Genomic DNA, 5,799 nt, shown 5'->3' with positions numbered 1-5,799 from the left:
CTCCTCACCACCGGCAACCACCGCGACAGCATCCGGCGTCGCCACCACCCGCTCCTCAAACACCTCATGCACACACCGCGACACACCCTCCAACGGCCCCACCGGCCCCCCACCCAGCAACAACTCCCGCTCGGCCTGCGGCAGATACACCGCTCGCGCGTCGCCCTCGGCGTCCGCTGCCATCGCTTCGAGCACCGCACGGAACATCCCCGCGATGCGCTCGGCGTTGTGCCGGCTGAGGACGTGGGAGGTGCTGCGGAGGCTGAGGATTCCGGCCAGCGAGGTGATGGCGAGGGCGAACTCGTTGGGGGCGTCGTTGAAGCCCCAGCCGTCCTCGGCCACTTCGGAGTCCATCGCGTGGAAGTCCAGGTAGCCGAAGAACACGTCGATCAGGCGCTGCCCGCCGGTGTGCCGGATCTCCGGCATCGGGAAGTGGCGGTACGGCCAGGCCTCGATCTCCCGGTCGGACACCTGGCGGACCAGGTCCCGCCAGGTGGCGGCGGTCCGGTCCGCGGGGAACGGCAGCGTGTTGAGGAAGGTGCCGTAGAGCCGTTCGGCGCCGGCCGCCTCCGGCCGGCAGTGGGTCACAAGGCCGGTGTGGAACGCCGGCTCGTCGGTGAGCTGGCTCATGACCTTGATGTGGGCGGCGGTCATGACGCTCTTCAGCGATACGCCCGCCGTCCTGGCCAGGGTGCGCAGCCCGTCCGCCAGGTCCCCGAACCGCACACCGGCCCGCACGGTCTCGGCAGGCCGGTCCAGGTCGCCGTGCCAGTCCGCGGGCAGCGTGAACTTGGCGTGGCCCTCGACGACGCCCTGCCAGTAGGCACGGTCCTCCGCGGAGTCGAGAGCCTTCAGCTCGGCGGCGATGGAATCGGCGAAGCGCACCCGGGGGGCGTCGTACGGCTCGGGCTCCGAACCGTCACGTATCCGCTGGTAGCAGGCGACCAGATCGACGAGGAACAGCTGGTTGCTCCAGCCGTCCATGACGGCGTGGCTCTGGGTGAAGGTGCACAGCCACGAGTCGCCGCCGAGCTGGTGCGCGAAGACCCGCAGCAGGGGGCGGGACGCGGACAGGTCGAAGACGTCGGCCCGCTGAGCGGCCACGAACGCGGTCATGTCCTGCCGCTGCGCGTCCTCGCCGAGATGGCTGAGGTCGCGCAGCTCCGTCGGTACGCCGACGTGTGCGTGCACGAGTTGCAGTGGAACCGAGAACCCACTGAGGTGTACGGAGGTGCGCAGGACCTCGTGGCGGGCCACTACCTCCTCGACCGCGGCGCGGAAGGCGGGGAGGTCCACGGGCCTGTCGTCGTGCACCCGGTAGACGTTGACGTTGTGGTAGTTGTTCCGGTCGTCGGCGAGGGTCTCCACGAGCATGCCGGTCTGGATCTGCGACAGCGGGTACGCGTCGTCCAGCCCCTCCGGCAGCCGCTCCCGGTCCTCCGCCGGAATCAACGCGAACGGTTCGACGAACACGTCCCCGGCGGCCAGCACCGACCGCCCGGTCAGCGACTCGGCGAGCCCCGCCACCGTACGACGCTGGAACACGTCCCGTACCGACACGTCGAGGCCCTCGGCGCGCAACGCACCGATCAGCGCCACCGCACGGATCGAATCGCCGCCCAGATCGAAGAAGCCGTCAAGGACCCCGACCTGCTCCACTCCGAGCACCCGCCCCCACACGGCGGCCACCCGCTCCTCCATCGGGGTACGCGGCGCCACGGTTGCGGCCAGGGCGAAGGCGCCCTCTCCGGGCACCGGCAGCGCGGCACGGTCCAGTTTCCCGTTCGCTGTCAGCGGGAGGGACTCCAGCTCCACGAACGCCGACGGAACCATGTACTCCGGCAGGGTGCGGGCGACAGCCTCGCGCAGCGCCTCCGGGGCCGGGGCGTCCTCGCCCGCCGGCACGATGTACGCGACGAGCCGCTTGTCGCCGGGAGTGTCCTCACGCAGCAGGACCCTGGCGTCCGAGACCTCGTCGTGGTCGCCGAGCGCGGCCTCGATCTCACCGAGTTCGACGCGGTAGCCGCGGATCTTGACCTGTCCGTCACCGCGGCCCAGGAACTCGACGTTGCCGTCCGGGAGCGTACGCACCACGTCTCCGGTGCGGTACAGCCGTGCTCCTGGCGGCCCGTACGGGTCGGGCACGAAGCGGTCGGCCGTCAGCGCGGGCCGGTCGAGGTAGCCGCGCGCCACCCCGGCCCCGCCGACGTACAGCTCACCGGGCACGCCCACGGGCAGTGACTGGAGCCGGCCGTCGAGTACGTACATCGTCACGTTCGGCAGCGGCCGCCCGATCGGCATGACATCGGCAGAGGCGTCCTGCGGTACAGGGAAGGTGCAGGTGCCCACCGATGCCTCGGTCGGCCCGTACTCGTTTACGAGAGCGGTCGTCGGAGACAGCGCGCGCCAAGCCCCGACCACTCGCCGGGTCAGTGCCTCTCCCGCGACAACGAGGACCGGCGCGAGGTCGCGGGCCTGTTCCGGGGACAGCTGGTGAGTCAGGACCTCCAGGTGGGCGGGGGTCAGCTTCACGAAACTGTACGGGCCGGCCGCGGCCAGGGCCGCGCCGAGACCGCCGAGGTCGAGATCCTGGGGCAACAGGTGTACGGGCTGGCCGGCCGTCAGCGGCGCCCACAGGTTGGGCACCACGAGGTCGAACGCGATGGACGAGAACAGCGGCGCGCCCGTGGTACCCGCGGCGGCGAGCTCGTCCACGGCCCACCGCACGTGGTTGGCGAGGCCGCGGTGCGGGACCAGGACCCCCTTGGGCAGGCCCGTGGAGCCGGAGGTGTAGATGACGTAGGCCAGTTCATCGAGGCCGGCCGGCCTGGAGAGGGCCGTCTTCGGCCAGCTGCCGACGGCGGAGCCGTCCCGGTCGGTCAGCAGGCGGCGGGTCCGCGAGGAGCCGGGCAGACGGTCCTCGTACGCGGAGTGCGTCACGATCGCCGCGGCGCGGGCGTCGGACAGCATGTGTGCCACACGGTCGGCGGGCAGGACCGGGTCCATCGGAAGGTACGCGGCCCCGGCCTTCCAGACGCCGAGGAGCACGGCGACCAGGTCCACGCCCCGGTCCAGCAGCACGCCGACGACGGATTCCCGTCCCGCTCCCAGGGCACGCAGGTGGTGGGCGTACCGGTTGGCACGGGCTTCGAGGCCGGCGTACGACACGCGCGTACCACCGAAGACGACGGCGGTGGCGTCCGGAGTGCGCGCCACCTGCTCCTCGAAGAGTTCGAGCACGGTACGGGTGACGGTCTCGGCGGGGTTGACCGCCCACTCCAGAAGGAGGGACTCCCGCTCTTCCGGCGCCACGAAGGTGGCCCTTGCGTCCGCTCCGGGGTCCGCCGCCATCGACTCCAGGACCGCCCGGTACATGGCGCCGACGCGCTCGGCGTGGGTGCGGCTGAGCGCCCATGAGTCGGCCGTGAGGAAGACGTGCTTGTTGCGCGAGGAGACGGTCAGAGGGAACTCGGTCGGGCTGTCGTCGATGCCCACCGCGTCGTCGACCAGCGCCGCGTCGACCTGCCGGAAGTCCTGGTAGTTGAAGAACACGTCGATCAGGCGCGTGCCGGCGGCGAGCTCCCGCTGGATCGTGGGCAGCGGGTGCCTGCGGTGCGTCCACGACTCGACCTCGCGGGCGAAGACCTGCCGTACGAGCTCCAGCCAGGTGCCGGCCGAGCGGTCGGTGGGGAACGGCAGGGTGTTCAGGTACATGCCGTACACGCGGTCGGCGCCCAGCACCTCGGGACGTACGTCGTAGACGAGCCCGGAGTGGAAGGCCGGGGCGTCGGTGAGCTGGCTCATGACCTTGGCGTGGGCGGCCACCATAACGCTCTTGAGGGAGGCGCCCGCCTTGGTGGCAAGCGCGCGCAGCCCTGCCTCGAGGTCGGCCCAGGGCACCATCACATGATGGGCCCGGCGTGGTGTGTCCCGGTCCTCGCCCCACCCTGCGGGCAGCGTGAACTTGGTGTACCCGTCGACGACATCCCGCCAGTACGCACGATCCTCCTCGGAGGAGAGCGAGGTGAGTTCGGCGGCGATGGAGTCGGCGAAGCGTACTTCGGGGGCCTCGAAGGGGCCGACGCCGTGACCGTCCCGGATCTCGCGGTAGCAGCCCAGGAGTTCCATGAGCATCGAGTGGTGGCTCCAGCCCTCCAGGATGGGGTGGCACTCGGTGGCGGAGATCCACAGGCCGTCGCCGGCGGTGCGGTGGGCGTGGAAGCGCATGAGCGACGGCGTGCCCAGGTCGAAGAGCGAGGCGCGCTCACGTGCGACGAACTCGCGCAACGCCGCCTCGGCGCCTGCTTCGTCCAGGTGGGTCAGGTCCTGCACACCGACGGGAATGTCGGCGTGGGCGTGCACGAGCTGCAGGGGCACCGAGTATGCGGTGAGGTGCAGCGAGGTGCGCAGCACCTCGTGCCGTGCCACGAGGGTCCTGGCCGCTTCCTCGAAGGCGGCGGCGGAGAACGGCTTGTCGTCGCGGATCCGGAACGAAGAGACGTTGTGGTAGTTGTTCTGGCCCTCGTCGGCCAGCATCTCGATGACCATGCCCGTCTGGATCTGCGACAGCGGGTAGGCGTCGACGATGCCGTCGGGCAGCTGCTCCCGGTCCTCGGCGGAGATCAGCTCGAAGGGCTTGACCAAGGTCTGCGCCTCACCGGAGAGGGCCGGCCTGCCGGTGAGCAGTTCGCACAGCTCGGCCACGGAGCGGTGGGCAAAGACGTCACGCACCGACAGATCGAAACCTTCGGAGCGCAGCGTGCCGACGAGGGCCACGGCGCGGATCGAGTCGCCGCCCAGGTCGAAGAAGCTGTCGTACACGCCGACCCTGTCGACTTCGAGTGCGGTGGCCCACACCGCGGCGACCCGCTCCTCGACCGGGGTGCGGGGGGCGACGTACCCGCCCTGGAGGAAGGACTCTCCTCCCGGCACGGGCAGGGACCGCGTGTCGAGTTTGCCGTTGGCGGTGAGCGGCAGGGCTTCGAGTCGCACGAACGCGACGGGGACCATGTAATCGGGCAGGTCCCGGCCGAGCAGCTCGCGCAGCTCCGTCGCGCCTGGAGCGCTCTCGCCATGGACCGGCACGAGATAGGCCACCAGACGCTTGTCGCCCGGCGTGTCCTCGCGTACGACGACGACCGTGTCCCGGATGTGCGGGTGGCCGGCCAGTATGGCCTCGATCTCGCCGAGCTCGATGCGGTAACCACGGATCTTGACCTGGTGGTCCATGCGGCCCAGGTAGTCGAGGCTGCCGTCGGGTCGGCGCCTGGCGAGGTCGCCGCTGCGGTACAGGCGGGCGCCGGCCGGGCCGAAGGGGTCGGGCACGAACCGCTCCGCGGTGAGGGCGGGGCGGCCGAGGTAGCCGCGGGCCACACCGGCGCCGCCCACGTGGATCTCACCCGGTACGCCGATGGGGACCAGCTCACCGGCCGCGTCCAGCAGGTGGATGCGCAGATCGGCGAGCGGTACGCCGATCGGGTTGCCGGCGGCGGCCTCCAGGTCGTCCTCGGCGACCCGGTAGAACGTGGTGTGCACGGTGGTCTCGGTGATGCCGTACATGTTGACCAGGGCCGGGGCGTCCAGGCCCAGCCGGTCGGTCCACGGCCGCAGGTCCCGGAACTCCAGCTTCTCGCCCGCGAAGACGACGTAGCGCAGGGCGAGGCGGTCGATGCGCGGATCTCCGTCGCCCGCCGCGGCCACCAGCGCCCGGAAGGCCGTCGGGGTCTGGCTGAGAACGGTGACGCGCTGCTCGACCAGCAGATCGAGGAAGTCCTCCGGGGAACGCGCCACGTCCTGCGG

1 protein-coding gene is annotated in these 5,799 nt (G+C 71.1%); it reads right to left on the bottom strand.

The window, feature by feature from the left end:
- Window positions 1-5,799: amino acid adenylation domain-containing protein (locus tag ABZX79_RS37585; protein ID WP_355268493.1), on the bottom strand; the 5,799-nt coding region annotated here is incomplete at both ends.

It is taken from the genome of Streptomyces sp. NPDC002994 (assembly GCF_040611155.1).
In the GTDB taxonomy this organism is placed as follows: domain Bacteria; phylum Actinomycetota; class Actinomycetes; order Streptomycetales; family Streptomycetaceae; genus Streptomyces.
This window is presented reverse-complemented; position numbering and strand designations above follow the sequence as displayed.